Here is a 26,809-nt window from a genome sequence, read left to right as displayed (position 1 = left end):
TGATCAGGTCTCGTGCCGCCGTTGCGTTGGCAGGACCGCCCGCGAGGTCAGGGGGCCGAGGGGAGGGTGAGGGTGATCGTGCCGGTGGCGTGGTCGCCGAGGCTGACCTTGCCCCGCACCTCGACCGTGAACTCCCCCGCCTCCCGCGAGACGATCGTGCCGTTGAAGCTCAGCCGGTCGCCCGCGTACGCCGGGACGCCGAGCTTGACCTTGATGCGCCTGATGATCGCCTCAGGGCCCGCCCAGTCCGTGACGTACCGTTCCACCAGCCCCATCGTGGTCAGGATGTTGAGGAAGATGTCCTTGGAGCCCTGCGCGCGGGCGCCCTCGACGTCGTGGTGGACCGGGGTGTAGTCCATGGTGGCGAGGGCGGTGGAGACGACCACTGTGGGCGTGAGGTCGATCGACAGCTCGGGAAGCACCGAACCGATCTCGACCTGGTCTTCGGTCAGCGTCCGCATCACGACTCCCATGGCGCCCACATAGGAAGAACAAGTTCGTCGTCCAAAGCACGATATGTCGTACGCAATGCCATGCCGATACCCACGGCGTCGGGCGGGCAGTCCACGATGTTCCCCACAATCCTCACCCCTTCTGGCAGCTCCACCACTGCCACCACAAACGGCGTCTCTCGTCCCGGGACCGGGGGATGGTGGTGCACGACATAGCTGTAGACGGTGCCCTCGCCGCTCGCCACGGTGTGGGTGCGGTTGGTGGAGCGGCAGGCGGGACATATCGGACCTGGCGGGTGGCGTAGCTCGCCGCAGTCGGCGCAGCGCTGGATGCGCAGCTCGCCCTGCTGGACGCCTTCCCAGAAGAAGGCCGTGTCGTCGTTGACGGCGGGACGCAGCGGGTACGGCTTGCGGCTCGCCTCTGGGGAGGGTGCGGCGGCAGGCGGCGGCTGCTGCTGCGCGGCGGTGCGTGGGCGAAATTTCAGGATTCGGAACAGCATCTCGGCCACTGGGTCGTCTGCTTCGCCGTACCAGGTGACGTTCCAGGTGGCGAAGTAGCCCTCGCCGAGTGCCGTTCGCTTCGGGCCCACGAGGCTGGTGAAGCGGGTTGACGGGGTCAGGCGCTCGCCCAGCCGGGCGTACCGGTGATAGGTCTGCTCGCAGTTCGTCGCCACCACGCCCGTGTAGCCGTGGGCGTTCAGGGCGGTGATCATGTCGTCGACCGGCGAGCGGTCCTTGGCCTCCCGGCGGAGGCCCTGCATGGTCCAGACCTGGATCATCGCGGGTGGGGCGAGGCCTTTTTCGAGGTAGGCCGGGTTCGTGTCGCCGAGGGCGTCCAGCCAATGCCTGATCATGGGCACGTTGATCGGGTCCGGGGCGGCGGCACCGCGCACCTCCCCGAGGGCGGCCTGCTTGTCCGCCAGCTCGCGCAGCTCCCTGTCCGCGCTCGGGGCGCCGGTCGGCTGGTCGGTGGTTGTCGGGTCAGCCGTCGGCTGGGCGGTGCTTGTCCGGGCGTCCATCGGCTTGGCGTCCGTCATCGGGGCGGCCTCGGGAGGCTCAGGCCGAGCATCGCGATCAGCTCGCGTTGCACCTCGTTCACCCCGCCGCCGAACGTCAGCACCACCGCGCCCTTCACCCCGTGGTCGAAGCGCTCCAGGAGCTCGGCCGTCTCCGGGTCCGACGGATCCGCGTAGCGGGCCAGGATGTCGGCGATGAGCCGGCCGACCTCCTGTACCCGCTCCGAGGCGTAGATCTTGGTGGCCGACGCGTCGGGCGCGCCCAGCCAGCCGAGGTCCATGTTCGCCGCGACCTGCCAGTTGAGCAGCTCGTTCGTGCGGAAGTAGGCCCGCACCCTGCCCAGCGCCCGCCGTACGTCCGGCTGCTCCACCAGCCCGGTACGGCGCGCCCAGGCCAGGAAGCGGTCGTAGGTCTGGCCGAGGTTCCCGGCGGGGCCGAGCGTGACGCGTTCGTGGTTGAGCTGGTTGACGATCAGGTCCCAGCCCTTGTCCACCTCGCCCACGACCATGTTCGCCGGGACGCGGACGTCGGCGTAGTAGGTGGAGTTCGTGTGGTGGCGGCCGTCCATGGTGACGATCGGCGTCCAGGAGAAGCCCGGGTCGTCGGTCGAGGCGATCATCATCGTGATGCCCTTGTGCTTCTTGGCATCGGGGTTGGTGCGGGTGGCCAGCCAGATGTACTGGGCGTAGTGGGCGCCGCTGGTGAAGATCTTCTGGCCGTTGACGACGTAGTGGTCGCCGTCGAGCACCGCCGTGGTCCGGAGCGAGGCCAGGTCCGTGCCGGCCTCGGGCTCGCTGTAGCCGATCGCGAAGTGGCACTCCCCTGCCAGGATGCTCGGCAGGAACTTCTCCTTCTGCTCCGGCGTGCCGTACTGCATCAGGGTCGGCCCGACCGTCTGCAGCGTGATGAGCGGATACGGGACGCCCGCTCGCGCGATCTCGTTGGCGAAGATCTGCTGTTCGAGCGGGCCGAAACCGCCGCCGCCGTACTCCTTCGGCCAGCCGAGGCCGAGCTTGCGGTCGCGGCCGAGCCTGCGGCAGTGCTCCATGTAGGCGGTGCCGAACGGGTCCTCGGCGATCTTGCGGCGGTCCTCCTGGGTGAGGCAGTTCTGGAAGTACTCGCGCAGCTCGTCGCGGAGCCTGCGCTGGTCGGGGGTCAGGTCGATCAGCATCAGACGAGCGCTCCGATCAGGTCGAGCTGGGCGTCGGCGCCGCCGAGCAGGTGCGTCAGGTGCTTGGCGTGCGCGAAGTAGCGGTGCAGCGGGTACGTCACGTCGAGGCCCAGGCCGCCGTGCAGGTGCTGGCAGGTGTAGAGCGCCGTGAACGCCTCGCTGACGTGGAACGCGGCCACGGCCAGGTCCTCCTCGGCCGGCAGGTCGTTGGCGAGCAGCCAGGCGCCCGACCACACGGCCACGTCGAGCGCGCGCGTGGCGATGTAGACGTCGGCGATCTGCACGGTGACCGCCTGGAACTCGGCCAAGGCCCGGCCGAACTGCTTCCTGCTCTTGATGTACTCGGTGGTCAGTTTGAGAGCGCCGGCCAGCACGCCACTGGCCTGGGCCGCGACGGCCGCCGTGAAGAGCTGCCGCAGACCGGCGACCGCCTCCGGACCGGCCAGCCGCTCGGCCGGAGTCCGGTCGAACACGACAGTGGCCAGCGCCTCGCCGTTGGAGGCGAACTCCGGCTGCGCCGTCCATGAGCCGGTGGCCACGAACACGCCTTCATCGGCGGTGACCAGCACGTACGCGGCCTCGCTCCCGTACGGGACCCCGACCTTGCGCCCGGTCAGCACCCAGCCGTCGCCGTCCCGCTCGGCGGTGGTCAGGGGCGGGTCCGCCAGTGCCCTGCCTGGTTCACGGAGTGCCACCGTGCCGACGCTGTCAGCCGACTGCTGCTCCGGTTCCGGAGACGTGCCCACTGTCTGCCCGTATCGAGCCAGCGCCAGCGTGCTGACCAGCGTCGCCAGCGCGGGCACCGGTGCGGCCCGCGCGCCGACCTCGCGGAGCACCACGGCCAGTTCGACGGGCCCGAGCCCGGCGCCGCCCGCGTCCTCCGGCACGCACACGCTCATCAGCTCCGCCTGGGACAGCGCCTGCCAGAGCCGCTCGTCGTATGGCAGGCCGCTCTTCTCGTGCGCCTCCAGCCGCTCCGAGGTCGCCTCCTTGCCCAGGAGGTCGGCGGCCAGGATGCGCAGGTCCTGTTGAGTGTCATCCAGATTGAAATCCACTATTTCTCCAAAAGGTGTTGCCGGCCGTGCCGGGCGAACTCCCGCTCGATCGCCGCGACGTCCTCGTCCTCCAGTAAGCGGATCTCCGCGCCGGTCGGACGCCACCAGACCGGGTCGGCCGTCCGCCAGCCCTCCTTCACCAGGACCCGCTTGACGACCTTGTGCGAGGAGGTCTGCGGCAGACCATCGGAGATGCGTACGTACCGGGGGAACGACTTGGCCCCCAGGTCGCGGCGAGAGGCGAGGAAACCGGCGAACGCGGCGGGGTCGAACGGCGCCTCCATGACGAGCGCCGCCATGACCTGGTCTCCGGCCGCCGCGTCCGGCACCGGGTAGACGGCCGCCTCGATCACGCCCGCGAACTCCCGCAGGACCGCCTCGATCGGGGCCACCGCTAGGTTCTCGCCGTCCACGCGGAGCCGCTCGGTGCCCCGCCCGGCGAAGAACACGTAGCCGTCGGCGTCCGCGTATGCCAGGTCGCCCGACCAGAACGCGCCCTCCCGCATGCGCTCGGCGTCGGCGTCCGGGTCGTTGTAGTAGCCGTCGAACAGGCCGAGGCCGCCGGTGTTCACCAACTCGCCGACCGCTTCGTCGGGGTTGAGCAGCCGCCCGTCCTCGACGCGGCCCGGCGTGCACGGCAGGCCGGTCAGCGGGCTGCGGATCTCGATGCCCAGCGGCAGCCTGCCGAGACAGCCGGGCGGGCCGGTCGGATCCGGGCTGAGCGAGATGGCCGTCTCCGTCGACCCGAACGCGTCGATCACATGGCAGCCGAACCGCTCCCCGAACCGCCTGGTCGCCGTGGCGCTCCCCTCGTTGCCGAAGGCGAGCCTCAGGGGGTTGTCCGCGTCGTCCGGCTGCCGGGGGGTGGCCAGGACATAGGAGAGCGCTTTGCCGACGTAGTGGAGGTACGTACAGCCGTAGCGTCTGATGTCCGGCAGCAGACCCGACGCGGAGAACCTCCGCCGCAGCACCAGCGCGGCCCCCGACGCCACGGCCGGCGCGTAGGCCGCCATGACGGCGCCGGAGTGGAAGAGCGGCATCGCGCAGTAGACGGCGTCAGTGGGGGCGAGCATCGCGGCGAGCGACACGCCGGGGACGGCGATCTTCCGGTGCGTGATCCGCACCGCCCGCGGCCGGCCGGACGTGCCGGAGGTGAAGATCAGCATGACCAGCGCACCGGGATCCGGCGCGTGCGTGTCCGGATCGCGTACGTCCGGCGCGTGCGCGTCCAGGTCCGGATCCGGGTCGCGTACGTCCAGGTCCGGATCCGGGTCGCGTACGTCCGGGCCCGTCGTGAGCGCCGAGCCCCAGTCCGGGATGGGCGCCGATGCCACTCCCAGGGCGTCGGCCACGGAGTGCGCCATCGCCTCGTAGGGGCCGTCCCACAGCAGCAGGCCGACGTCGGTGGCGCGGGCGTCGCGGGTCAACTCTTCCACCGAGCGGGTGGGGTTCAGCGCCACCAGCACCCGCCCCGAGAGCGCGGCCCCGCCCAGCAGGAACACCATCTCCGGCACGTTGTCGCAGAGCACCCCCACGTGCGGCGGTCCGTCGAAGACGCGGGCGTTCAGCCAGGCGGCGGCGGTGCGGCAGGCGGCCACGTGCGCGCGCCACGACCAGACGCGATCCTCGAAGACCAGCCCCGGACGATCGTCGCCGGCCCGGGCCAGCAACAGTGCGGCGAGCGTGTCCGCGGCCATCGACCCTCCTAGCAAGCGCCCGGTCAACAGTTCCGCAAACTAGAACAGATTCTAATCTCTGTCCATAGGCGACACATCACAACAACTCCGGATATATGCCTGTAGCGGCTCAGACATGCGTCTATACAGGTTCTTTGTGACTCGTGGGTAACAAGCCGAGTTATCGAGAAATCAGATAACGTGTTCTCATGCGTACCCCGCAGCCGTCGTCCGCCGCGCCCCCCAGCGACACCGAGGGGATCATGGAGAGCCATTCCACATCCGGCGGTCACAGCGTCCGTACGCGTAGCCAGCACCAGCGCCGCAAGCGCATCGTCCAGGCCGCCGCCGCCCTCGCCTCGCGCGGCGGCGTCGAGGCGATGCAGATGCGCACGGTCGCCGAGCGGGCGGGCGTCGCGCTCGGCACCCTCTACCGCTACTTCCCGTCCAAGATGGACCTGGTCGTGGCGGTCGTCGGCGAGGAGATCGACCTGCTGGAGAGCAGCATCGAACGCCGTCCGCCGAGCGCCTCCACCCCGGCCGGCCGCGCGGTCGACGTGCTGATGCGGGCCACCCGTGGCCTCATGCGCGAGCCCGAGCTGGCCGACGCGCTGATCCGGTCGCTGATCATGGCCGAGGTGGAGACCCCGTTCGGCGATCGGATGACGGGACTGCTGCTGCGGGTCTCGGCCGGTCTCACGCGGGATCGGGCCAGCGAGGTGCAGCTCGACCTGGCGGGGTCGCTGTCCAGCGTGTGGGTGCAGGAGCTCCTGGAGATGCTGCGTGGCCGCCGCACGTACGAGCAGATCCAGCGCCGCATCGAAATCGCCGCCGCCAGGCTGGTGAATGATCTCTCTGCGCCGTAGTTTCACGGCTCCGCCCGCCGTACGGCCTGGCCCCTGATTCCTCAGCACCGCCCGCCGTACGGCTCAAAACACCTCTATTTTTTACGGCACCGCCTGGCCGCGTCAGACCACAGCCCTGAAGGTGCGGCGATACGTGTGCGGGGACACTCCCAGCGACGTGTGCAGGTGTTGTCTCATCGAGGCCGCCGTGCCGAAACCCGACCGCTCCGCCACCCGGTCCACCGGCAGGTCCGTGGTTTCCAGGAGGTGTCTGGCCAGTTCGATGCGTTGCTGGGTCAGCCATTGGCCGGGGCTCTGGCCTACCTCGTGGCGGAAGTGCCGGGTGAAGGTGCGTCGGCTCATGCCCGCGTGTTCGGCCAGGTCGGCCAGTTGGAGAGGGGTGGACAGGTGTTGGAGGGCCCAGGCTCTGGTGGGGGCGGTGCCGGTGGCCGATGGTTCGGGGACCGGGCGTTCGATGTACTGGGCTTGGCCGCCGTCCCGCCACGGGGGGACGATGCAGTGGCGGGCCACCTGGTTGGCTATCTCGCTGCCGTGGTCGCGCCGTACCAGATGCAGACAGAGGTCCACGCCCGCTGACGCGCCCGCCGAGGTGAGTACGTCGCCGTCGTCCACGAACAGCACGTCGGAGTCCATCCGCACCCCCGGGAAGAGGCGGGCGAAGCGCTCGGCATGCCGCCAGTGGGTGGTGGCCGGGCGGCCGTCGAGGAGACCCGCGGCCGCCAGGACGAAGGTGGCGATGCAGATCGACACGACCCGGGTGCCCGGACGTACCAGGGCGAGGGCGTCGAGCAGTCCGGGAGGCAGCGACTCCGGGCCGGTGATGTCCGCGAAGCCGGCGGCGGCGGCGATGACGACGGTGTCGGCGGTGGCCAGGGCGCTCGCGTCGTGTTCGACGGCGATCGCGTAGTCGGCGGCCGTGGCGACGGGGCCGCCGTCGAGCGTGCAGGTGATCACCTCGTAGAGCGGCTCGTCTCCCGGGCCCCGTGCCGTACCGAAGATCCTGGACGGCACGCTCAGCTCGAACGGGATCACGTTCGCCAGCGCCAGTACGACCACACGATGCATGGCCCGATCTTTACACATCTTGGCCACTGGGCCACTCGCAGACCGGTACCCAGGCGCAGCAGGCTTGGTGGCATGAAGATGCGCGCGATAAGCCAGGACGCCTTGGGCGGACCAGAAGTGCTGAAGACAGTCGAGTTGGACAGGCCCACGCCGGGGCCGACCGAGGTACTCGTGCGGGTGCACGCGGCCGGGGTCAACCCCGCAGACTGGAAGACCCGGGCCGGCGGCGGTCATCTGGGGGTGCCGTTCGTGCTCGGCTGGGACGTCTCCGGCGTCGTCGAGCAGGTGGGCCTGGGCACGACCATTTACCAGCCCGGCGACGAGGTCTTCGGCATGCTCCGCTACCCGTACGGCAACGGCGCCTACGCCGAGTACGTGAGCGCCCCCGCCCGACATTTCGCCCCCAAGCCCGCGAACCTCGACCACACCCAGGCGGCCGCGATCCCCCTCGCCGCGCTGACCGCCTGGCAGGCGCTGGTGGACACCGCACGGCTGACGGAGGGCCAGCGGGTGCTCGTGCACGCCGCGGCGGGCGGTGTGGGGCACTTCGCCGTCCAGATCGCCAAGGCACGCGGCGCGTACGTCATCGGCACGGCCAGCGCCGCCAAGCACGACCTGCTCCGCGACCTCGGCGCCGACGAACTGGTCGACTACCGCGACGAGGACTTCGCCGAGGTCGTCCGCGACGTCGACGTGGTGATCGATACCATCGGCGGCGACTACGGCCCGCGCTCGCTGCGTACCCTGCGCGAGGGCGGCACGATCGTCTCGCTGACTCTCTCGCTCCTGGACGCGGGCCTGCACGCGCAGGCGGCCGAGCGGGGCATCCGGTCGGCGGCCATGCTCGTCGAGCCCGACCACGCCGCGATGAAGGCGCTGGCCGCACTGGCGAAGGCCGGGAAACTGCGGGCCGAACTGGCCGCCGTGCTGCCGCTGGCGGACGCGGCCAAGGCCCACGAGCTGGGCGAGTCCGGCCGTACGACGGGGAAGATCGTCCTCTCCGTACGACAGTAACCGGGCCGGCCTCCGGGAATTCATCAGTCTGTCGGTGGCGGGAGCTATACAGGGGGTATGACTGAGAGGCCGTCAAACGAGGACTTCCTCCGGCAGGCTGATCCGCTGCGGCGTGAGTTGCTGGCGCACTGCTACCGCATGCTGGGCTCGGTGCACGACGCCGAGGACCTCGTCCAGGAGACCTACCTGCGCGCGTGGCGCGCTTACGACGGGTTCGAGGGGCGTTCGTCGCTGCGTACCTGGCTCTATCGCATCGCCACGACGGCCTGCCTGACGGCGCTCGACAGCCGGAGCAGGAGGCCGCTGCCGACCGGGCTCGGCGCGCCGGCGTCCGAGGCGACCGGCCCCCTGGTCGAGGGGGACGAGGTGCCGTGGCTGGAGCCCATACCCGACGGGATGGTCGGCGCCGGGGCCGGTGACCCCGCCGCCATCGTCACCTCGCGTGACAGCATCCGGCTCGCGCTCGTCGCCGCGCTGCAGCACCTGCCGCCCCGGCAGCGGGCGGTGCTGATCCTGCGCGACGTGCTCAAGTGGCGGGCCGCGGAGGTGGCCGAGGTGCTCGACACCACGACCGTCGCCGTCAACAGCAGCCTGCAGCGCGCCCGGGCCCAGCTCGACGAGGTGTCGCCGAGCCTCGACGACCCGGTCGAGCCGTTGACGGCCGAGCAGCGGGCCCAGCTCGACCGCTATGTGGCGGCGTTCCAGAACTACGACGTGGCGGGCATCGTGGAGCTGTTCACGAAGGACGCGGTCTGGGAGATGCCGCCGTTCACCGGCTGGTATCAGGGTGCCGACAACATCGGCCGGCTCATCGCGACCAACTGCCCCGCGAAGCAGCCCGGTGACCTGCGGCTGGTGCCGATCGAGGCGAACGGGCAGCCGGCGTTCGGGATGTACCTGCGGCGCGGCGACGTCTACGAGGCGTTCGGGCTGCCGGTGCTCACCTTCACCGGCTCGCGGGTCAGCCATGTCGCGATGTTCTTCGACCTCGGCCTCTTCGACACCTTCGGGCTGCCTCACACACTGAGCGGGACTTCCACCGGAAACTAGAACGCGTTACAGTCACGACCGGAGCATCGTTCTGGAGGCGACTGTGGGCACACCGGTGATCGTCGAGGCCGTCCGCACCCCCATCGGCAAGCGCGGCGGCTGGCTGGCCGAGCTCAAACCGCAGCAGGTGCTGGCCACCGCGCTCAACGGCCTGATCGAGCGGTCCGGGATCGACCCGGCGATCGTCGAGCAGGTCTTCGCCGGGTGCGTGACCCAGGCGGGCGAGCAGGGCGGGCATGTGGGGCGGCACTCCTGGCTGTACGCGGGCCTGCCGTACCAGGCGGGGGTGACCACGGTCGACGCGCAGTGCGGATCGTCACAGCAGGCCGTGCACCTGGCGGCGGCGATGATCCAGGCCGGCGTGATCGACGTGGGCATCGGGTGCGGGGTCGAGGTGATGAGCCGGGCGCCGCTCGGCAGCAACGTCCTGCCCGCCAGGCCGAAGCCCGACGACTGGAACATCGACCTGCCCGACCAGTTCACCGCGGCCGAGCGGATCGCGGAGCGGCGCGGGCTGACCCGCGAGCGGCTCGACTGGTTCGGGGCGCGCTCGCAGCAACTGGCCGCCAAGGCGTGGGCCGACGGGCGGTTCGAGCGGGAGATCGTGCCCGTCGGGCAGGTACGCAGGGACCAGGGCTTACGCGAGACCACCGTCGACGGGCTCGCCAGGCTCAAGCCGGTGCTGGGCGAGAACGGCAGGCACACCGCGGGCACCTCGTCGCAGATCTCCGACGGCGCCGCCGCGGTGCTGGTGATGGGCGAGGAGACGGCCGCGCGACACGGCCTGCGGCCCCGGGCGCGGATCCTGGCCCAGGCCCTCGTCGGCGCGGAGCCGTACTTCCACCTCGACGGGCCGGTGGACGCGACGGCGAAGGTGCTCGCGACGGCCGGGATGGCGATCGGCGACATCGACAGGTTCGAGGTGAACGAGGCGTTCGCGTCGGTCGTGCTGTCGTGGGCGAGCGTGCACGAGCCCGACTTCGACCGCGTCAACGTGAACGGCGGCGCGATCGCACTCGGCCACCCCGTGGGCGCCACGGGGGCACGGCTGCTCACGACGGCGCTGCACGAGCTGGAGCGCTCCGACTCGACGACCGCGCTGGTCACGATGTGCGCGGGCGGCGCACTGGCCACGGCCACGATCCTCGAGCGCATCACGTGACCCACCCCGGTTGAAATCCGGTACCGATCTCACGTTCCTTTCCCGCACACTCGACCGAGAACCAGCACGCTCAACGGGGGACACTGGATGAAGACGACCCGGCGCAGGCCGTACGCCGAGCAGCGCCCGCAGGACCTCGGCGGCGGGGTGTGGAGCGTGCCCGTGCCGATCCCCGGCAACCCGCTCGGCTACACACTCGTCTACGCCGTCGACTCCCCCAAGGGCCCCGTGCTGGTCGACGCCGGCTGGAACCACCCGGACGCCTGGGCGGCCCTCAGCGGCGGCCTGCGGACGCTCGGCCTCGACGTGACCGCGGTCCGAGGCGTGGTCGTCACCCACTTCCACCCCGACCACGCCGGGCTGGCCGGACAGGTCAGGGCGGAGTCCGGCGCCTGGATCGCGATGCACGAAGCGGACGCCGCGCTGGTCAGGCTCATGCACAGCTTCGCCGACGGCGAGCACCGTGACTTCCAGGCCGAGATGCTCCGGCGGGCGGGCGCCGGGCAGGACGACGTGGCGGTCGCGACGGCCGGCCGCCCGGACACGCCCGCACTGCCCGACCGCGAGCTACGCGACGGCGACCTGGTCGACCTGCCGGGCCGCAAGCTGCGGGCCGTGCACACACCGGGCCACACCCCCGGCCACATCTGCCTGCACCTGGAGGACGCCGACCGCCTCTTCACCGGCGACCACGTCCTCCCCGACATCACCCCCCACGTCGGGATTTATCCCTATGACCGGGATGATGTTGATCCTTTGGGTGATTTCCTGGAGTCCCTGGACCGCGTCGGCGAGTTGGGCCCGCTGGACGCGCTGCCCGCCCATGAGTGGATATTTCCAGATGTAGCCGCGCGCGCCGCCGAGATCCGCCACCATCACGAGGAGAAGCTCCAGCGGCTCGGCGCCCTTCTGTCCGAGCGCGCGGAACCGCTGACCATCTGGGAGACCGCCGCGATGATGACCTGGAACCGGCCCTGGGACGACCTGTCCCCCGTACTTCGCGGCATGGCCGCGGGCGAGGCCGCGGCGCACCTGCGCACGCTGGAGGCGCGTGGCGCGATCCGCCGCGTCCCCGGAGTCGATACGGTGCGCTTCCAGGCCCTAGAATCCTAGACATCCGATGTCTAGGGAGAAAAGCGTGGCGGTCACCGACGCGGCCATCGACAAGATCAAGCAAATGATTCTCTCGGGCGAGCTCACGCCCGGCGACCGGCTGCCGAAAGAGGCCGACCTGGCCGAGCGGCTCGGCCTGTCGCGCAACTCGCTCCGTGAGGCCGTACGCGCGCTGGCGCTGATCAACGTCCTCGACGTACGTCAGGGCGACGGCACCTACGTCACCAGCCTCGAGCCGCGCCTGCTGCTCGACACCATGTCCTTCGTACTCGACCTGCACCGTGACGACACGGTGATCCAGTTCTTCGAGGTACGCCGCATCCTGGAGCCCGCGGCGACGGCGATGGCGACCGAGCAGATGACCGACGCGGAGGTCGACGAACTCCGGGTGATCCTGGAGTCGCTGCCCGCCGCGCCCACGGTGGAGGAGCTCGTGGCCAACGACCTCGACTTCCACCACCGGATCGCGCGGGGTTCGGGCAACAGCGTGCTCTGCTCGTTCATCGAGAGCCTGTCCGGGCCGACGACCCGGGCGCGGATCTGGCGCGGGCTGACCCAGGAGGGCGCGATGGAGAAGACGCGGGAGCAGCACACCGCGATCTACGAGGCCATCGCCACCCGCCAGCCCGACGTGGCGCGCTCCTGGGCCACGGTGCACATCGCGGGAGTGGAATCCTGGCTGCGCAAGGCCCTCGACTAGGGGTAGAAACCCTGCGTGCCCGACAAACTGGAGAAATATCGCAGTAAACGCGACGCCAGCCATACCCCCGAGCCCGTCCCCGGCGCGGCCCCCGAGCCGGGCGACGGCGCGGCGTTCGTGATCCAGGAGCACCACGCCCGCTCCCTGCACTGGGACCTGCGGCTGGAGCGCGACGGCGTGCTCGTCTCGTGGGCGGTCCCCAAGGGGCTGCCCGCCGATCCGAGCACCAACCACCTGGCCGTGCACACCGAGGACCACCCGATGGAGTACCTCGACTTCCACGGCGAGATCCCCAAGGGCGAGTACGGCGGCGGCACGATGACGGTCTGGGACCGCGGCACGTACGAGACGGAGAAGTGGTCCGACCGCGAGGTCAAGGTCGTGCTGCGAGGCTCGCGGGCCTCGGGGCGGTTCGTGCTGTTCCGGACGGACGGCAAGAACTGGATGATCCACCGCATGGACCCGCCCTCCCGCGACCCCCTGCCCCCGCTCGACCCGATGCTCCCGGTCGAACGGACCCGGCTGCCGCGCGACGCGGACGGCCACGCGTTCGAGTTCGCCTGGGGCGGGGAACGCGTGCTGGTGCCGATCGACGGCGGGCGTACGGAGGCAGCGCGGCGGTATCCGTGGCTGCGCCCGCTCGCGGCGTCGTTCGGCAGCCGCGCGGCGGTGCTGGACGGCGAGGTCGTCACGCTGGCGGGCGCGGAGGTCCTGGTCTGCTACGACCTCCTCTACGACGACGGTCACTCACTGGTCGCGCTGCCGTACACGGCCCGCCGCGCGGCCCTCGAGGCGCTCGGGCTGGCGACCGCCCGCTGGCAGACCGCCCCCGCATGGCCGGGCCAGGCCAAGCCGGTACGGCAGGCGGCCCGCGAGCAGGGACTGCCCGGCGTGGTCGCCAAGCGCCTGGACTCCCCCTACGAGCCGGGAGAGTCCAAGTCCTGGATCTTCGTCCCCGCCTGACGATCTTCACCCCCGTAGGGCGCCGACCGGTTCCTCGGGTGTGAAGTGCAGGGCGGGCATGGCGTCCGGCGTGAAGACGTCGTCCAGGCGCCAGGTCGCGTAGCGGTGCTCGCACGGCGGGCCGGTCGCGATGGACAGGACGCGCTCGTCGAGGTCCATCACGATCGAGTACACCGTGGTGGACAGGTCGGCCTCCGCGGCGGCCGGATCGCGGTGGCGGCAGATCCCGTCGGGGAAGGAGAAGTGGTCGCGCAGCGCGGCCACGATGTCCTCGACGGTCAGCGCCCGTACCCGGGCCGCGTCCTCCAGCAGGTGACGGATCCGCGCGGGCCGCAGCAGCGTCAACGCCGAGGCCGCCACCTTCTCGTCGTGCAGTGGGAGCGGGCACTGGAAGTGGTTGGAGTGCGCCAGCAGGCCGTCCTCCGGCAACAGGTGCCCGAACACGCCGGGCGCCACCTCCAGATCGATCGCCTCGCCTCCGGCGTCGGCGATGAGCACGTTCCCCGAGGAGACGCGGGTGACGTTCAGCGTCCTGCGCAGCGCGGTGCTCATCCGTGGCGCGTTCAGCACCCCGCGCAGCAGATAGTGGTACGGCACGCCCTCGCCCCCGGTGTCCCGGTCGGAGACGAGCAGGTTGGCGCAGACCCCGAGGCCCGCGGAGTTCAGCCCGCTCTTGGCCAGCATGCCCGCCTCGGCCAGCGTGAGCACCGAGAAGCCCTCGGTGTCGCGGGTCGCCAGCAGGAACGTGACGGGTCCCTGCTCGGGGTGCCAGTCCCAGTTCTGCGCGAGCAGGGTGTGGTCGTCGCGCGTGTACTGCGGCAGCACCGCCAACGAGGTACAGCCCTCGTCGTGGTAGCCGGTGCCGTAGAGCAGCTCGGTGCGCGCGTTGAGCGCCGTGATGTGCTCGACGCGCCTGCCCGCGCCCTCGGCCAGACCCTCCAGCATCTCCGCGATCGTACGGTCGTAATCGCGCGCCACACGGAGATAGGTGGCGCCCCAGCGCAGCACGTCCGCGTCCGACAGCCCCGCGTCGTCGCGGAACCTGCGCAGGTACGTCGCCAGACTCCGCTCGACGAGATCGCTGGTCCTGCGGCCGATCTCGGCCCCCATCTCACGGGGCGTCCCTTCGACGGCGACGAGCGGCGGGCCCGCCGCCGGGTTGGGCTGGCCGTATTCGATCATGAATCCTCCAGTCGTCGGAACGCGCTGCGCACCTAGAAGCTGCCCCGGTTCAGCAGCCCCATTACCGGCCTGCCCAGAATCCGGGATTGGCCGGGGATTGCGACGGCAACCGATTGCGTCGTTCAGGGACCGAACGGGTCCGAGGCTATGCCGCACCGGTGGCGCCCTGGCGGGGTCTCTACGGGACCGGCGACCAATTCGTCACGATCATGGCGGCCAGCGCGCCATGAGATTAGCGACCAACGCGTCATGGAAGTGGCGACCAGAACGTCACGATCATGGCGACCAGCGCGCCATCAGCGGCTGTTCGTGAGATGCTCAAGCCGTGGTCAGCAATGCGATGAACGGCGTCATTCCGCGTCATGCCGAACGTGCTGTGGCCGAGGCTCTGGCGGACACTCGAGTCGTCTTCATCAACGGGGCTCGTCAGTGCGGCAAAAGCACGCTGGTACGAGTGGTCGCCAAAGGCCGGACCGCCGAGTGGCGAGACCTCGACACCGTGATCAACCGACAGGCAGCCACGGCCGATCCCGAGGGATTCGTGGCATTCCCGGATCTGATGGTCATCGACGAGATCCAGCGCGTGCCCGATCTGCTGCTCGCCATCAAGTCGCAAGTCGACCGGGACCCAAGGCCGGGCCGTTACCTTTTGACCGGCTCGTCCCGCCTACTGGGTCTACGAGGATTGCCCGACACGCTTCCCGGACGGATGCAGACCATCGAGCTCTGGCCCTTCTCCCAGGGCGAGATCGACGGCACGCCCGATGGTTTCGTGGACGCCGTTTTCGCCGAAGGCGCCGAGTTGCATCACACGTCCGGCATTTCGCGAGGCGACTACGCCGAACGACTCGTCAGAGGCGGTTTCCCCGAGGCTGTCGCTCGGCCGACGGCCAAGCGCAGGCAACACTTCTTCGACTCGTACGTGGGCGACCTGATCGCGCGCGATGTCAGCCAACTGGCGGAGATCGAACGGACCACCGAAATGCGGGCCTTGATTCGGCTGGTCGCGGCCCGCTCCGGCCAGCTCCTGGTCGGCACCGGTCTGAGCAACGAGCTCGGCATCTCGGCCAGCACCGTCCGCCGCCATCTCGCCCTGTTGGAAGAGGTGTTCCTGATCAAGCGCATCCCCGCGTGGTCGAGGAACGTCAGCAATCGGGCCGTCGGAACACCCAAAGTCGCCTACGTCGACTCCGGCATAGCCGCGAACCTGGTCGGCGCCGACGCGCGCAGCCTGGTCCGGCCGGGCAGCCTGTTCGGCTCCTTGCTGGAGGGGTTCGTGCTGATGGAGCTCGCCCGCCAATTGACGTGGTCGTCGGAAAGAGTGGAGCTGTTCCACTTCAGGACCAAGGACAAGATCAAAGTCGACGCGGTTCTCGAGAACCGGCAGGGCCAGGTGATCGGGATCGAGGTGAAGGCCGCGTCAACCGTACGAGGTGAGGATTTCAGGGGGCTGAGGCATCTGGCTGACCGACTCGGGGACGACTTCGTCGCGGGCCTCGTGCTCTACACCGGCGATCAGACCTACTCGTTCGGAGACCGGATGCGAGCGATGCCGGTGAGTGCATTGTGGGAGATCGGTTAGGTGGATACTCAGGGGATGCGGATTTCCGAAATATCGCCTGATGGTGAGTCGGTGGGGCCTCGGTTGCTGGCTGTTCAGCATGCTGCTTACGCGATCGAGGCGAAGATCATCGGTGATGATCGTATTCCTCCGTTGAGTGAGACACTCGAGGAGTTGCGGGCGCAGCCGTTGCGGTGGGCAGGGGCGTTCGACGAGGGTGAGCTGCTGGTCGGGGCCGTCGCGTGGGAGGAGACGGTGGATGAGGTGGACATCAACCGGCTGGTGGTCGATCCCGGGGCGCATCGGCGGGGAGTGGGGCGGGCGCTGGTCGAGGAGGTCATGAGCCGGGCGGATGGCCGCAGGATCGTGGTGTCGACCGGCCGGGACAACGCTCCGGCGCGGCGGCTGTACGAGCGGCTGGGGTTCGCGGGCCTCGACGAGGTGGAGGTGATCCCGGGGCTGTGGATCGCCAACTACGCCTACGGCGGCTGAGCCGACCACCCTTGCCGGGCTCGTCGATGCCTGCGGTCACGGAGCCAGGTACGTCGGCCGGTGGATCCCCTATCGGGCCAGGAAGCGGGCCGCACAGCACCGGGCTGCATAGCGGACCATAGACGCACAATGCCGAAGGGCACCGGGTCGACCGGTAATTGTGCGCAGACCGCGCGAGGCAGCGGAGCGACTCTGCGAGGACAGGGAACCGTGCTCCCCGAAGATCGGGGAGGTCCCCACGCGCCCACTACTCAGAGAAGGCTCTCTTGCCTATCGCGACAAAACGCACCTGGGTCACCGTCATCTCGCTGGTTCTCACACTGTCCGCCGTCATCGTGACGGTGCCGGCCAGTGCCTCATCCGCCAACATCCCCGACTACGAGGTCGTATTCGACACGAGCGGCAACACCTCGGGCAACAAGGGCGCCGATGTCACCTGCCCTTCGGGCACACGCGTGCTCGGCACAGGAGCCGAGATCATGGGCCCGAGCGGCGACGTCGTCATCGACGAGGTGGTACCGACGACGTACACGGTCAGCGCGTTCGGGATAGAGACCGGAGCGGGCACCTCGTCCTCCTGGATGATCCGCGTGTGGGCCGTCTGCGGCGACCCGGACGAGGCGACCAGGATTGTCAGCCGGACCGCCCCGCGGAACGGGCTGCTCCCCCTGACCGTCACCTGCGACCCCGGTGAGTTTCTGCTCGGCAACGGCTACCGGCTGGACGGAGCGGGCGGCAAGGCCGTCGTCGACTACATCAAGCCGCAGCTCAACGCGGTTCACGGCCACGCGACGTGGATCTCCTCATCGGCAGCACCGTATTGGACGCTCGAGATGTTCGCGATATGCGCGGAAGACGCACCACCGGGGCTGTGGATCTACAGCGACTCCACCGTGAACAGCCCGGCCCCCACCCTGCCCAGCAAGGAGCTCGACGTGGCCTGCGGCGGCGCCGGTGACAGGCAGGTGGTCCTGGGGACCGGGTTCGCCGTCCAGGACGAGATCGGATCCATCCCGATCACCGACATCACCCTCGACTATCTGGTCCCGAGCCGCGAGAAGGTCGAGGCCAAGGCGGCGGAGGTGGTGCCCGACAGCAGGTACTGGAACCTCGTGGTCTACGCGATCTGCGCCTACGAGGACTGACACCGCAGAGATCAGTGCGGACCCAGGCCCTGCATGCCTACCTGAGCTGCCGAAACGCTAACGCCCGCCACCGGGATGTCCTGGCAGCCGAACGACGTGAGCGCGTCCGAATCCGCTGCGAGAGGGGCATCCGCTGGGGGACGCCCGCAGAGGCTCCGTCGGGTCGGCGACGAGGCCACGGTCGTCGTCACCGAAATCGACTGCCTCAACACGACGAACCTCTGCGGTCACAGCATTAGCTCGATCGTGGAAGAAGGTCCTCGGCCTCCAGTTCCGACCACAGGTTGTCGGGGACCGGGCGATCCCAGAGTGTGGCGTTCGTCGCGACCTCCTCCGGTGAGCGGGCGCCGATGACGATGGACGCGACCGCCGGATGCCGGAGCGGGAAGGCCATGGCCGCCTGCGGGAGCGCCACCCCGTACCTCTCGCAGATCTTGGCGATCCGTCTGGCGCGGCCGAGGATCTCGGCGGGGGCGGGCTCGTAGTCGTAGGTGCCCGAGGGAGTGGAGGTGGCCAGCAGGCCGCTGTTGAAGACGCCCGCCGCCAGCACCCGTACGCCCTGGTCGGCGCAGGCGTCGAGCAGTGGGAGCCCCGACTGGTCGAGCAGGGTGTAGCGGCCGGCCAGCATGACCACGTCGATGTCGGTCTCCTGGACGAACCGCAACGGCACCTGCCACTGGTTCATGCCGATGCCGACCGCGCCGATCACGCCCTGTGAGCGGAGTTCGGCCAGGGCGGGGTACGCCTCGGTGAGCGCCTGGTCGACGTGGTCGTCCGGGTCGTGGATCAGGGCGATGTCGACGCGGTCCAGGCCGAGGCGTTCGAGGGACTCCTCCAGCGATCTCCGTACGCCGTCGCGTGAGAAGTCCCAGACGCGCTCGAAGGCAGCCGGTACGTCGAAGCCCTGCTCGTCCCGGCCGCCCCCGCCGGAGGGGACGAGCAGGCGGCCGACCTTGGTCGAGAGCACGTAGCCCTGGCGACCGGCGAGCGCGGCGCCGAGACGGCGTTCCGACAGGCCGACCCCGTAGTGCGGGGCCGTGTCGTACAGGCGCACGCCATGAGACCAGGCGGCGTCCACGGTCGCGCGCGCCTGCTCGTCGCTGACCGCCTGGTAGAGCCCGGCGATCGGCGCCGCCCCGAAGCCGTGGCTGGGCAGCTTGATCACGCCGTCCCTCAAAGCGTCCGTCGTCACGTCATCTCCCAGACCAGCGGCAGCGTTCCGGCGCCCTTGTCGAAGTCGCCGTCGAGCAGCCGGTTCATCTGGATCTGCCACGCCTGGTCGGCGGGATCGTCCTTGAGCGCCGCCTGCAGCGCGGCGTAGTCGTCGACCTCCACGAAATGGAACAGGTCGAGTCCGTCGCGGAAGATCCGCCAGGAGTGCACACCGTTCGCCCGCATGACCGTTTCCAGCTCGGCGGGGATCCGCGCGTGCTCCCGGTCGTATGTCGCCTCGTTACCGGGTTTTAGCCGGGTACGCAGTGCGATCCGTTCCATCAGTCCTGGGCCTTTCCGCCGGCGATGCGGCTGATGATGAGAGCGATCAAAATGATGCAGCCATAGACGACCGGCTGCCAGAAGCCGGACACGCCCTTGAGCGTCAGGATGTTCTGGACGAGGCCGATCACCAGCACGCCGGTGAGCGCGCCGAGGATCGTGCCCTTGCCGCCGTCCATGCTGACGCCGCCGATGACGGCCGCGGCGAACACCATGAAGATCCAGCCCACGCCCTGGTTGGAGCCGATGGCGCCGAGCCGCCCGGTCTCCAGGACGCCGGCCAGCGCGGCCAACGTGCCACCGAGGATGAACACGCCCCAGAGCACCCGGTCCACCCGGATGCCCGCCGCCCGCGCCGCGTCGGCGTTGCCGCCGATCGCGTAGAGCGCGCGGCCGAGCCGTAAGTAGCCGAGCCCGGCGATGCCCGCCGCGAACAGCACGGCCGCGATCCAGATCGCCGCGGGCAGTCCGAACCAGGTGGCGCTGCCCAGGTAGAGAATGGATTCGGGCAGCTCGAACAGCGTCTTGCCCTCGGTGGGGCCCAGCTGCAGGCCGTGCACGATGATCAGCATGGCCAGCGTGACGATGAACGCCGACAGCTGAAACTTGATGATCAGGAACCCGTTGAACACCCCGATCGCCGCCCCGACCAGCAGGCAGAGCGGGATCACCAACGGCCCGGGCAGGCCGAGCCCGAACCCACCGGCCGACGCCGGGATCACCAGCATCACCGCGATCGCCGGGGCCATGCCGACCGTCGACTCCAGCGACAGGTCGAACTTGCCGGCGATCAGGATCAGCGCCTCGGCCAGCACCAGCAGCGAGATCGACGCCTGCTGCTGGAGCACGTTCGTCAGGTTGCCGACCGACAGGAAGATCGGGTCCAGGAACGCGCCCACGACGAGCAGGATCAGGATCACCGGCACCAGCGTCAGGTCCCGGAACCTGGCGAGGCGCACCCGAGGGGGCGGCGCGGTCAGTGTTGTCACTCTTCGATGCCTTCCATCACGGCCACGAGCTCGTGGTCGGTCCACCCACGCGGCATGTCCTTCACGACCCTGCCGTGGAACATCACCAGCACCCGATCGCAGATGCGAAGGTCGTCGAGCTCGTCGGAGATCAGCACGGCCCCGGCTCCCCGCTCGACCGCGTCCTCGACGGCGCCGAGCAGGGCCTGTTTGGCCTTGACGTCGACGCCGGCGGTCGGGTTGATCACCACCAGCGCGGCCGGGTTGTCGACGAGCGCCCGCGCGAACACCACTTTCTGCGCGTTCCCTCCTGACAGGTCGCCGACGGGCTGGTCGGGCCCCTCGGTCTTGATGTCGAGCTCCTTGATCAGCTGTACGGCCTTGCTCCTGCGTCTCGCCGGTGAGATGACGCCGTACCTGCCGAGCTTGCGGGCGATCGGCAGCGTGCCGTTCTCCCCGACCGACAGCAGGGGGACGAAACCCTCGCGGTTGCGGTCCTCGGGCACGAAGCCGAGGCCCGCGCCCAGCGCGGCCGGGACGTCGCCCGGTCTGACCCGGGTGCCGTTGACCGTGACCGTGCCCGAGTCCGGTTTGTGCAGGCCGACCAGGGTCTCGGCCAGGCCGACCTTGCCGCTGCTGCCGGATCCGGCCAGGCCGACCACCTCGCCCGCCCGGACGGCCAGATCCACCGTCTGGAAGCGGCCGGCCAGCGACAGGCTCTCGGCCGACAGGACTACGGTGGCGTTCGCCGCGCCGCGGGTCCTGGCCTCGTACACCGTCGTGGCCTCGCCCGTCATCGCCGCGACCAGTTCGTCGTGCGGCAGCGCGGCGACCGGTCTGGTCATGACCTGCCGGGCGTCGCGGAAGACCGTGACGCTCTGGCAGATCTCGTACACCTCATCGAGGTGGTGGGAGATGTACATCATCGTCACGCCCTGCTCGCGCAGCGCCCGCATGCGGGCGAACAGCCGCTCGATGGCCGGGCCGTCCAGCCGGGCGGTCGGTTCGTCGAGGATGATGAACCGCGCGCCGAACGACAGCGCGCGGGCGATCTCCACGAGCTGGCGCTGTTCGACGTTGAGATCACCCGCGAGCGCCTCCGCGTCCACGTCCACCTCGTACGTGCTGAGCAGGTCGCGGGCCTTTGCCCGGAGTGTCCGCCAATTGATCAGCCCGTTGGCGGTCTGGCGGTTGATGAACAGGTTCTCGGCGACGGTCAGCGCCGGGATGATCGTCGACTTCTGGTACACGCAGGCGACCCGCTGCCGCCAGGCGTCGCGGTCGGCGAGGGCGGGCGCCGCCTCTCCCGAGAACAGCACCTCGCCCTCGTCCGGCCGCTGGAGCCCGGTGAGGATCGACACCAGGGTGGACTTTCCCGCGCCGTTCCTGCCGACGAGCGCGTGGGTCTCCCCCTCGGCGATCGTGATGCCCGCGCCGTTCAGCGCGACGGTCGGACCGAAGCGCTTCACGATATTTCGAGCTTCAACGTGATTTTTCATCACTTGACCTGGTTGCCCCAAATGCTCTTGTCGTCCACATTGTCCTTCGTGACGAGCGGGGCGGGAAGCTGGTCCTCCAGGCCGTTCGGCAGCTGGATGATCGTGCTGTCGTGGTCGGTCGGCCCCGGCTTGAAGGTCTTGCCGTCGATCGCCGCTTTCGCGTAGTAGAGGGCGTACTTCGCGTACAGGTCGGCGGGCTGTGACACCGTGGCGTCGATGTCGCCCTTGCGGATCGCCTCGAACTCCTGCGGAATGCCGTCGTTCGACACCACGAACACGTGCTTCGCGTCGGTCGGCGGGACGAGCAGGCCCTTCTGCTTCAGCACCTGCAGCGTCGGGGCCAGGTGCACGCCACCCGCATGCATGTAGATCCCCTTGATGTCGGGGTTCTGCTCAAGCCTGGTCTGCAGCATGGACGCGGCCTTGCTGCCCTCCCACTCGGTCGGCTCCTCGAAGACCGTGATCCCGGGGAACTTGGTCTTCATGCACTCGCGGAACGCCTCGGCCCGGTCCCGACCGTTGATCGAGCTCAGGGAGCCCATCAGCTGGACGACCTTGCCCTTCCCGCCGAGCTTCTCGCCGAGGAACTCGCAGGCTTTCGTCCCGTACGCCCGGTTGTCCGCGCGTACGACCATGTAGACCTGACCCTTGTCCGGCCTGGTGTCGACGGTCACGACGGGGATCTTCTTGTTCGCCAGCGTCTGGAGGGTCGTGGCGATCGCGCCGGTGTCCTGGGGGGCCATGACGATCGCCTTGGCCCCCTGGCCGATCAGCGCCTGAACGTTGTTGACCAGCTTGGTCACGTCGTTCTGCGAGTTGGTGGCGGGCATCAGGTCGACCTTGAGCTCGCTCGCCATCTGCGGGACGTACTTGATGTAGGAGTTCCAGAAGTCGGAGTCGGCGCGCGGGTGGTCGATGCCGATCTTCCCGCCTCCTCCGCCGCCGCCTCCGCCTGTCGTCTGAGCTCCGGAACCGCACGCGGTGATGACCGCGAGGAGGGCCGCGCCTGCGGCTAAAGGACCTAGCTTCATGGTGGGGGGTTACCTTCCTCGAATGCCTTGCCTTGCCTGACGGGCCCTCGAATGCTTAGTTGACCGGCCGCAGCCGGAGCCCCTGCATGCCTCCGTCGACCGCGAGCGAGGTCCCGGTCGTGGCCCCGGCGTCGGGCCCGGCCAGGTAGGCGATCGCCGCGGCCACCTCCTCCGCGCTGACCAGGCGGCCCATCGGCTGCCTGGCGTTGAGCGCCTTCCGCTCCGCCACCGGGTCGTCGGCCGAGTCGAGCAGCCTGCCGACCCACGGGGTGTCCGCGGTGCCCGGGTTGACGCAGTTGACCCTGATGCCCTCCTGTACGTGGTCCGCCGCCATCGCCAGCGTGAGCGACAGGACCGCGCCCTTGGTGGCGCTGTAGAGCGCCCGGTTCGGCAGGCCCGCGGTGGCCGCGATCGAGCACGTGTTGACCACCGCCGCGTGCTCCGACTGCCGGAGGTACGGCAACGCCGCCCGGGTCACGCGGACCATGCCGAAGACGTTGACGTCGAACGCCTTCTGCCACTCGCTGTCCGGGTTGTCCTCGACGGTGCCCTGCGCCCCGATGCCCGCGTTGTTGACCACCACGTCGATGCCGCCGAGCCGCTCGGCCGCCTCGGCCACGGCCGCGCGTACGCCGGCGTCGTCCGTGACGTCCACCTTGATGCCGATGAACGGGTCGCCGGGCGGGTTCACGTCGAGACAGGCGACCTTCATGCCGCGCTCGGCCAGTAACGTGGCGGTGGCCAGGCCGATGCCGGAGCCGCCGCCGGTGACGATCGCTTTGAGACTCATGCGTCCCTCCAGATTTCGCCGCCGGGGAAGGTGTGGGCGGCGATCGATTCGGGGTGCATCGCCGCGCTGAAGCCCGGCGCGCTGGGGGCGGCGTAACGGCCGTCCACGATGACCACGGGGTCGACGAAGTGCTCGTGCAGGTGGTCGACGTACTCGATCACCCGGTTCTCCATCGTGCCGCTCACCGCCACGTAGTCGAACATCGACAGGTGCTGCACCAGCTCGCACAGCCCGACGCCGCCGGCGTGCGGGCAGACCGGGATGCCGAACCTGGCCGCGAGCAGCAGGATCGCGATGTTTTCGTTAACACCGCCGACCCGGGCAGAGTCCAGTTGCAGGTACGAGATCGCACCCGCCTGCAGGAGCTGCTTGAACACGATCCGGTTCTGCACGTGCTCGCCGGTGGCCACCGGGATCGGCTTGATGCCCTCGGCGATGGCGGCGTGGCCCAGCACGTCGTCGGGGCTGGTCGGCTCCTCCACCCAGTGCGGGTTGAACGGTTTGAGAGCGTTCACCCAGTCGATGGCGGCGGGCACGTCCCAGCGCTGGTTGGCGTCGATCGCGATCGGGAAGTCGGCCCCGCACACCTCGCGGGCCACCCGGAAACGTCGGATGTCGTCGTCGAGGTCGGCGCCCACCTTGAGCTTGATCTGGCCGAAGCCGGCGTCGAGCGCCTCCTTGCACAGCCTGCGCAGCTTGTCGTCGTCGTACCCGAGCCAGCCCGGCGAGGTGGTGTAGGCGGGGTACCCATCACGCTTGATGTGTTCGACCCGCTCCCCCTTCCCCTTTTCGGCCTTTTTTAGGATTGCTAGGGCTTGTTCGGGCGTCAGGACGTCGCTCAGGTACCGGAAGTCGATGAGATCGACGATCTGCTCGGGCGTCAGCTCGGACAGCAGCAGCCAGAGCGGCTTGCCCGCCCGCTTCGCCTTCAGGTCCCACAGCGCGTTGACCACGGCGGAGATCGCCATGTGCATGACGCCCTTCTCGGGGCCCAGCCAGCGCAGCTGCGAGTCGTAGACCATCTCCTTGTAGAGGGCGCCCAGGTCCTCGACGTCCCGGCCGATCACGTAGGACTCGAGGGCGCTGATCGCCGCGGTCTGCACGTCGTTGCCGCGCCCGATGGTGAACGCGAACCCGTGCCCCGCGTAGCCGTCGTCGGTCTTGAGGACCACGTAGGCGGCGGAGTAGTCGGGGTCGGGGTTCATGGCATCGGAGCCGTCCAGCTCACGGGACGTGGGGAAACGGATGTCGTGCGTCTCCAACTCCACGATCCGGTAGCCGCTGGGTTCGGTGGGAGTCGTCATGCCTGGCCCACCGTCTGGCGCTGACGGCCGAGCCCCTCGATCTCCAGCTCCATCACGTCACCCGCCCGCAGGTAGGGCTGGCCGGGCATCCCCATGGCCACCCCGGCCGGCGTGCCGGTGTTGATCACGTCACCCGGATCGAGCACCATGAACTGGCTCAGATATCGGACGATCTCCGCCACGTCGAAGATCATGTTCTTCGTGACGCCGTCCTGGCGCACCTCACCGTTCACCGACAGCCGCATGGCCAGGTTCTGCGGGTCGGGCACCTCGTCGGCGGTCACCAGCCACGGCCCGAGCGGATTGAACGTCTCGCACGACTTGCCCTTGTCCCACTGGCCACCCCGCTCCAGCTGGAACTCCCGCTCGGAGACATCGTTGGCCACCGCGTACCCCGCGATGACCTCGCGCGCCTCCTCCCGGCTGCCCAGGTAGCGGGCCCGCTTACCGATGATGACGGCCAGCTCCACCTCCCAGTCGGTCTTCAGGCTGTTGCGCGGCACGAGCACCTCGTCGTACGGGCCGACCATGGTGTTGGCGGCCTTCATGAAGACCACCGGCTCCGACGGAACCTCCGCGCCGGACTCGGCCGCGTGGTCGCTGTAGTTCAGGCCAATACAAACGATCTTGCCTGGCCGCGCGACAGGAGCGCCGACCCGCAGCCCCTCGGCCGCGATCACCGGCAGCGCATCGCGCTCGAGCGCGTCGCGGACGCGCGCTACTCCCCCGGAAGCGAGGAAAGCCCCATCGATCTCGGGCTCTCCGATGTCGCGCAGGTTGCCGGCGCCATCCATCACCACCGGGCGCTCCTGGCCGACAGGTCCTACTCGCAGCAGCTTCACACCGCATCCTTAGGTTATACATCCGATGTATCTAGCCCCGATGCTGGTCGGCCTCGGTGGGGCCTGTCAAGCCTTCACGCGCCGATACATCGGATCCGTGAAATCGGTCTTACGGCGAAGCCGCACTACAAACGGTTGCAATGGCGGGTAAGGAGCTGACATGCCTGACAGATTTCTGTCATACTAGCCGCATACATCGGATGGCATGCCGTCCACATGCCGGACTCCTTCCACTGGTACAACGGGTAGATCCTCGGATGTCTAGCGCGAATCGCTAGGCGGAGCCGAGGACATCCACCCCGCAGCCTTCCCCATCCGCCTCCACCACATGCCTCGCTTAACGGGTAAATCTCCCCAAAAGAGCCCCAAACACCCGATGAATCGGCTGACCTGCCTCAACAGCCGGAATCGTTTACGGCAATCCCCGCACTCACGCACCGACACACCAACTGACGGACCCGACGGAGCGAGGAGCCCGGACGAAGGGATCGGCTCTTTGACCGCGGGGCGCGCCGAGGCGGTAGCCTCGAAGGAGTGATCAAGGTGCTGCTCGCCGACGACGAGGCTCTGGTCCGGGCGGGCGTACGAGCCGTCCTCGCCGCCGCCCCGGACATCGAGATCGTGGCGGAGGCGGGCAACGGACGGGAGGCACTCGAACTCGCCCGCACCTACCGGCCGGACGTGGCCCTGCTCGACATCCGGATGCCACTGCTGGACGGCCTGGGCGCGGCGGCGGAGCTGCGCCGGGCGGCCCCCGAGATCGCGGTGGTGATGCTGACGACGTTCTCCGAGGACGACTACATCACCAAGGCACTGGACGGCGGGGCGAGCGGCTTCCTGCTCAAGTCGGGAGATCCGTACGAGTTGATGGCGGCGATACGGGCCGCGCACGGCGGCGCCGCGTTCCTCTCGCCGCAGATCGCCCACCGGGTGATCCGGCAGGTTAGCGGCGGCCGGATGAGCCGGCAGTCGGCGGCCAAGGAGCGGATCACGATGCTCACGCCGCGCGAGCGGGAAGTGCTGGCGCTGGTCGGCGCCGGGTTGTCCAACGCGGAGATCGGCGAACGGCTGTTCCTTGTGGAGGGGACGGTCAAGGCCTACGTGAGCGCCATACTGGGCCGCCTCGACATGAGGAACCGTGTCCAGGCGGCCGTGCTGGCGTACGAGGCCGGGCTGGTCCCGCACGACTGATGGGGC

Annotated in this window: 26 protein-coding genes and 1 pseudogene; 12 read left to right on the top strand and 15 right to left on the bottom strand. The window is 69.4% G+C overall.

Annotation, left to right across the window (positions count from 1 at the left end):
• Positions 1-47: 47 nt before the first annotated feature.
• Genes AB0B91_RS50140 through AB0B91_RS50120 form a run of 5 tightly spaced genes read right to left on the bottom strand, consistent with a single transcriptional unit; the run spans position 48 to position 5,392 of the window.
• A complete protein-coding gene (locus tag AB0B91_RS50140; protein ID WP_358337114.1) occupies positions 48-461 on the bottom strand; it encodes a MaoC family dehydratase in 414 nt (137 codons plus the stop codon).
• Positions 461-1,489, bottom strand: coding sequence for a bifunctional MaoC family dehydratase N-terminal/OB-fold nucleic acid binding domain-containing protein (locus tag AB0B91_RS50135; protein ID WP_358337111.1), 1,029 nt, complete (start codon positions 1,487-1,489; stop codon positions 461-463). The genes AB0B91_RS50140 and AB0B91_RS50135 overlap by 1 nt, the downstream gene beginning before the upstream one ends.
• Positions 1,486-2,640, bottom strand: a complete 1,155-nt coding sequence (locus AB0B91_RS50130) for an acyl-CoA dehydrogenase family protein (protein ID WP_358337108.1) — start codon at positions 2,638-2,640, stop codon at positions 1,486-1,488. Before AB0B91_RS50130 ends, AB0B91_RS50135 begins: the two co-directional genes overlap by 4 nt.
• Positions 2,640-3,695 (bottom strand): acyl-CoA dehydrogenase family protein, encoded by a 1,056-nt coding sequence (locus AB0B91_RS50125; protein WP_358337105.1) that lies wholly within the window; start codon positions 3,693-3,695, stop codon positions 2,640-2,642. The genes AB0B91_RS50130 and AB0B91_RS50125 overlap by 1 nt, the downstream gene beginning before the upstream one ends.
• Complete coding sequence (locus AB0B91_RS50120) at positions 3,695-5,392, bottom strand: AMP-binding protein (RefSeq protein ID WP_358337102.1); 1,698 nt, start codon at positions 5,390-5,392, stop codon at positions 3,695-3,697. The genes AB0B91_RS50125 and AB0B91_RS50120 overlap by 1 nt, the downstream gene beginning before the upstream one ends.
• 242 nt (positions 5,393-5,634) lie before the next feature.
• Here AB0B91_RS50120 and AB0B91_RS50115 point away from each other — a divergent pair, with 242 nt between their 5' ends.
• The gene (locus tag AB0B91_RS50115) at positions 5,635-6,237 is read left to right on the top strand and encodes a TetR family transcriptional regulator (RefSeq protein WP_358032310.1); all 603 of its coding nucleotides are present in this window, start codon (positions 5,635-5,637) and stop codon (positions 6,235-6,237) included.
• A 102-nt stretch (positions 6,238-6,339) separates the two neighbouring features.
• Here AB0B91_RS50115 and AB0B91_RS50110 read toward each other — a convergent pair whose 3' ends face one another.
• On the bottom strand, positions 6,340-7,302 hold the full coding sequence (locus AB0B91_RS50110; RefSeq protein WP_358337099.1) for a helix-turn-helix domain-containing protein: 963 nt from the start codon (positions 7,300-7,302) through the stop codon (positions 6,340-6,342).
• Between the two features lie 78 nt (positions 7,303-7,380).
• Between AB0B91_RS50110 and AB0B91_RS50105 the strand changes: the two genes are divergently transcribed.
• The 6 genes from AB0B91_RS50105 to AB0B91_RS50080 all read left to right on the top strand — a co-directional run bounded on the left by AB0B91_RS50105 (position 7,381) and on the right by AB0B91_RS50080 (position 13,304).
• Entirely contained in the window at positions 7,381-8,316 is a 936-nt protein-coding gene (locus AB0B91_RS50105; protein ID WP_358337194.1) for an NADP-dependent oxidoreductase, read from the top strand.
• A gap of 57 nt (positions 8,317-8,373) precedes the next feature.
• On the top strand, positions 8,374-9,366 hold the full coding sequence (locus AB0B91_RS50100) for a sigma-70 family RNA polymerase sigma factor (protein WP_358337096.1): 993 nt from the start codon (positions 8,374-8,376) through the stop codon (positions 9,364-9,366).
• A 43-nt stretch (positions 9,367-9,409) separates the two neighbouring features.
• Positions 9,410-10,528, top strand: coding sequence for a steroid 3-ketoacyl-CoA thiolase (locus AB0B91_RS50095; protein ID WP_358337093.1), 1,119 nt, complete (start codon positions 9,410-9,412; stop codon positions 10,526-10,528).
• Positions 10,529-10,615: 87 nt separating this feature from the next.
• Positions 10,616-11,641 (top strand): MBL fold metallo-hydrolase, encoded by a 1,026-nt coding sequence (locus AB0B91_RS50090; RefSeq protein ID WP_358337090.1) that lies wholly within the window; start codon positions 10,616-10,618, stop codon positions 11,639-11,641.
• A gap of 25 nt (positions 11,642-11,666) precedes the next feature.
• Complete coding sequence (locus AB0B91_RS50085) at positions 11,667-12,341, top strand: FadR/GntR family transcriptional regulator (protein ID WP_358337087.1); 675 nt, start codon at positions 11,667-11,669, stop codon at positions 12,339-12,341.
• A 15-nt stretch (positions 12,342-12,356) separates the two neighbouring features.
• A complete protein-coding gene (locus AB0B91_RS50080) occupies positions 12,357-13,304 on the top strand; it encodes a DNA polymerase ligase N-terminal domain-containing protein (RefSeq protein WP_358337084.1) in 948 nt (315 codons plus the stop codon).
• 6 nt (positions 13,305-13,310) lie between these two features.
• On the opposite strand, the gene AB0B91_RS50075 is transcribed toward AB0B91_RS50080, so the two are convergent.
• Positions 13,311-14,486 carry a C45 family peptidase gene (locus tag AB0B91_RS50075; RefSeq protein ID WP_358337081.1) on the bottom strand — a complete coding sequence of 392 codons (1,176 nt, stop codon included), beginning with the start codon at positions 14,484-14,486 and terminating at the stop codon, positions 13,311-13,313.
• Positions 14,487-14,811: 325 nt separating this feature from the next.
• Here AB0B91_RS50075 and AB0B91_RS50070 point away from each other — a divergent pair, with 325 nt between their 5' ends.
• The 4 genes and pseudogenes from AB0B91_RS50070 to AB0B91_RS50055 all read left to right on the top strand — a co-directional run.
• Positions 14,812-16,068 (top strand): ATP-binding protein, encoded by a 1,257-nt coding sequence (locus tag AB0B91_RS50070; protein WP_358337078.1) that lies wholly within the window; start codon positions 14,812-14,814, stop codon positions 16,066-16,068.
• 132 nt (positions 16,069-16,200) lie between these two features.
• Positions 16,201-16,539 (top strand): GNAT family N-acetyltransferase, encoded by a 339-nt coding sequence (locus tag AB0B91_RS50065; protein ID WP_358337075.1) that lies wholly within the window; start codon positions 16,201-16,203, stop codon positions 16,537-16,539.
• Positions 16,540-16,805: 266 nt separating this feature from the next.
• A complete protein-coding gene (locus AB0B91_RS50060) occupies positions 16,806-17,684 on the top strand; it encodes a hypothetical protein (protein WP_358337072.1) in 879 nt (292 codons plus the stop codon).
• Positions 17,685-17,695: 11 nt separating this feature from the next.
• Positions 17,696-17,824: pseudogene (locus AB0B91_RS50055) on the top strand (IS630 family transposase); the annotation flags it as partial.
• 95 nt (positions 17,825-17,919) lie between these two features.
• Here AB0B91_RS50055 and AB0B91_RS50050 read toward each other — a convergent pair.
• Genes AB0B91_RS50050 through AB0B91_RS50015 form a run of 8 tightly spaced genes read right to left on the bottom strand, consistent with a single transcriptional unit; the run spans position 17,920 to position 25,612 of the window.
• Complete coding sequence (locus tag AB0B91_RS50050) at positions 17,920-18,876, bottom strand: aldo/keto reductase (protein WP_358337069.1); 957 nt, start codon at positions 18,874-18,876, stop codon at positions 17,920-17,922.
• Entirely contained in the window at positions 18,873-19,178 is a 306-nt protein-coding gene (locus AB0B91_RS50045) for an L-rhamnose mutarotase (RefSeq protein WP_358337066.1), read from the bottom strand. The genes AB0B91_RS50050 and AB0B91_RS50045 overlap by 4 nt, the downstream gene beginning before the upstream one ends.
• Positions 19,178-20,167, bottom strand: coding sequence for an ABC transporter permease (locus AB0B91_RS50040; protein ID WP_358337063.1), 990 nt, complete (start codon positions 20,165-20,167; stop codon positions 19,178-19,180). Before AB0B91_RS50040 ends, AB0B91_RS50045 begins: the two co-directional genes overlap by 1 nt.
• A complete protein-coding gene (locus AB0B91_RS50035) occupies positions 20,164-21,615 on the bottom strand; it encodes a sugar ABC transporter ATP-binding protein (protein ID WP_358337060.1) in 1,452 nt (483 codons plus the stop codon). The genes AB0B91_RS50040 and AB0B91_RS50035 overlap by 4 nt, the downstream gene beginning before the upstream one ends.
• 29 nt (positions 21,616-21,644) lie before the next feature.
• Positions 21,645-22,676: a sugar ABC transporter substrate-binding protein gene (locus AB0B91_RS50030; RefSeq protein WP_358337056.1), complete on the bottom strand. Its 1,032-nt coding sequence runs from the start codon at positions 22,674-22,676 to the stop codon at positions 21,645-21,647.
• A gap of 55 nt (positions 22,677-22,731) precedes the next feature.
• On the bottom strand, positions 22,732-23,466 hold the full coding sequence (locus AB0B91_RS50025) for an SDR family oxidoreductase (protein ID WP_358337053.1): 735 nt from the start codon (positions 23,464-23,466) through the stop codon (positions 22,732-22,734).
• On the bottom strand, positions 23,463-24,770 hold the full coding sequence (locus AB0B91_RS50020; RefSeq protein ID WP_358337050.1) for an L-fuconate dehydratase: 1,308 nt from the start codon (positions 24,768-24,770) through the stop codon (positions 23,463-23,465). The genes AB0B91_RS50025 and AB0B91_RS50020 overlap by 4 nt, the downstream gene beginning before the upstream one ends.
• Positions 24,767-25,612 (bottom strand): fumarylacetoacetate hydrolase family protein, encoded by an 846-nt coding sequence (locus tag AB0B91_RS50015; RefSeq protein ID WP_358337047.1) that lies wholly within the window; start codon positions 25,610-25,612, stop codon positions 24,767-24,769. Before AB0B91_RS50015 ends, AB0B91_RS50020 begins: the two co-directional genes overlap by 4 nt.
• Positions 25,613-26,146: 534 nt before the next feature.
• Between AB0B91_RS50015 and AB0B91_RS50010 the strand changes: the two genes are divergently transcribed.
• The gene (locus AB0B91_RS50010; protein WP_358337044.1) at positions 26,147-26,803 is read left to right on the top strand and encodes a response regulator transcription factor; all 657 of its coding nucleotides are present in this window, start codon (positions 26,147-26,149) and stop codon (positions 26,801-26,803) included.
• The last annotated feature ends 6 nt before the right edge of the window (positions 26,804-26,809 follow it).

Origin of the sequence: Nonomuraea sp. NPDC049141, from assembly GCF_040648415.1 — a bacterium.
Taxonomy (GTDB): domain Bacteria; phylum Actinomycetota; class Actinomycetes; order Streptosporangiales; family Streptosporangiaceae; genus Nonomuraea.
This window is presented reverse-complemented; position numbering and strand designations above follow the sequence as displayed.